We start from the raw sequence: 1,931 nt of genomic DNA, 5'->3' as shown, positions 1-1,931 counted from the left end.
GGGATCGCCCACAGGCCGAAGCCTACTTTGGCCTCCTGAGTCACCCTTTTCCTGCGCTCAGCACCGCCTGAACTCAAGTTGTCCGGTACTGAAGTCGCTCGGGTCTATCAGGCACATGCAAACGCCCTGGGAGAGACCTCAGACGCGTTGCAGTGGTTGATGCGGGCGGCGATGGCCGATCAGGAGCCGGACACGTTTGAGCGGGTGATGGCCCTGAGCCGCGTTCTCGGGCGTCAGGAGATCGAACGGAGCGCCCAGCAGGCGCTTGAAGCGCTCCGCGATGGGCACGCACCGCATCTCACCCACTGGACGAACTAAAAATTGGTGAACGTTTCGTCAGGTGTGATGGTTGGTTTTTGCTATACTGCCTCTACCTTTGGGGACGACCCGGTTTCGACGGTGCGTGCTGGAAGTGAAGTGGCGAGTCGAGGATGACCGTTGGCCTCGTTAATCATCGGTCAAGCCTTTCAAATGGCAACAACAGCGTTTCTTACGCATACGCAGCTTAATTGACTGCGCAGTGACCACGCAGCCCGGCCTTTGGCGTCGCGGAAACTGATACAAAAGAAGGCTAGTTGACCCAAGTGCTCCGATAAGTCAGCGAAATTTAGGAGATAGGCGCGAAAGCAGCGTGTCCATGCGCGGCTGAGCGAGGAGAATCAAATCACGGACTACACTCGTAGAAGCCCACCAAGGCTGTATCGGACGAGGGTTCGACTCCCTCCGTCTCCACCAAAGAAGAGACCACCTGACTTCAGGTGGTCTCTCACTTTTTTAATCAGAGGTTTTCAGAGGGTGCTTGCTAGGATTTCCCAGCCCAAATGAAGGGAGGTGCCTTTTGCAAGAATCTGATGACACTACTTTTTCCTGTACCCAGACCAGGAAAACCCAGCACCTCTTGCTGGAAAGTCTGCTGAGCCTGACCCTCGAACTGCACTCGCTCGATCAGAGTGGTCAACCGTCAGATGCTGTGGAGCGTCAGCTCCAGCGCGTCCACCGCAAGCTGGCCTCGGATGTCCAGTTTGGTCAGTCATTCCAGGTCACGCGCGGCGGCCAGGTCTACCTGGTCTCACTCAGCCCAGTCGGAGTCACGTATCAGCTCCAGCGGCCTCTGGCCGGTGCGTTACAGGCCACGGCGTGAGGGCGTAAAGCAGAAATTTAGTCGGATCTATGGGGAGGGCGCTGGGATTTTTGGAATGCAACATCAACATTCCAAACTCCATCATCTCGGTGGTGGACAGATACGAGTACAGATGCAACTCCCCGTATTCGCCAGACTCAATCCAGGTGGAGTAGTTGCGCCTGATTACGGTGCGGTTAAAGCCTCTGGCCTGGGCGAGCGCCAGAATCCTGGTGCCTGCTCTGGTATAGGCGATGGAGGCCCGGCGCTGCCGCTCAACCGTTTCCACCGAGTGGCCTGCTTCCACGATGTTGCTGTAGGCGTCACGTGAGCAGACGGCATTCTCAAGGTTCTCGATTCGGGACTGGAAGGAACTGGTCAGCCCGATCATTCTGCGGCCCTTGTGGGCCAGATACAGCACCACTCCGTAATCGGTTTCCGTTGCAACGCAAACTTTCCGCGCTACCGCCGCCCGCACAAACTCCAGGCCGAACAGGGCTTCAGCCTCGGCCCGGTACATGGCTCCAAACTTGCCAATCTCGCGGCTGAGCGGCAGAAACGCCTCTGTTAGAAAAACCGTGACGGGACCAGTCACCTTTTCATCTCGTGGTCTTGCAATTGAATTCGTCTCACAGCCACCACATAGTAACCCGCATCACTGCTGTTTAGAATTTGAGCGTGAATAGATCTCACCTTTGACATAGTTTTTATTGACATTGACGCGGTATTTTTTGTTAACCGTGCTAGACTCTCCAGATGGAGGCACTTCCCTGACCAGAACGTAATCCCGAACGCACGACAAAAATAAAAA

The 1,931-nt window shown here is 55.7% G+C and carries 3 protein-coding genes and 1 other RNA gene; 3 read left to right on the top strand and 1 reads right to left on the bottom strand.

Annotated features, from left to right (window positions below):
• The first annotated feature begins 78 nt into the window (after positions 1-78).
• From Q319_RS0123365 to Q319_RS27730, 3 genes are all read left to right on the top strand, one after another.
• Complete coding sequence (locus tag Q319_RS0123365) at positions 79-318, top strand: hypothetical protein (protein WP_029484774.1); 240 nt, start codon at positions 79-81, stop codon at positions 316-318.
• A gap of 60 nt (positions 319-378) precedes the next feature.
• Positions 379-735: a transfer-messenger RNA gene (gene ssrA, locus Q319_RS26710) on the top strand.
• Between the two features lie 103 nt (positions 736-838).
• Positions 839-1,141: a hypothetical protein gene (locus Q319_RS27730; protein ID WP_156039579.1), complete on the top strand. Its 303-nt coding sequence runs from the start codon at positions 839-841 to the stop codon at positions 1,139-1,141.
• Here Q319_RS27730 and Q319_RS0123360 read toward each other — a convergent pair.
• The gene (locus Q319_RS0123360; RefSeq protein WP_029484773.1) at positions 1,089-1,715 is read right to left on the bottom strand and encodes a hypothetical protein; all 627 of its coding nucleotides are present in this window, start codon (positions 1,713-1,715) and stop codon (positions 1,089-1,091) included. The two genes, Q319_RS27730 and Q319_RS0123360, sit on opposite strands and share 53 nt — an antisense overlap.
• Positions 1,716-1,931: the final 216 nt, after the last annotated feature.

The organism is Deinococcus marmoris DSM 12784 (assembly GCF_000701405.1).
Taxonomy (GTDB): Bacteria; Deinococcota; Deinococci; order Deinococcales; family Deinococcaceae; genus Deinococcus; species Deinococcus marmoris.
The sequence above is the reverse complement of the archived record's forward strand: the minus strand, read 5'-3'. Positions and strand labels throughout refer to the sequence as shown.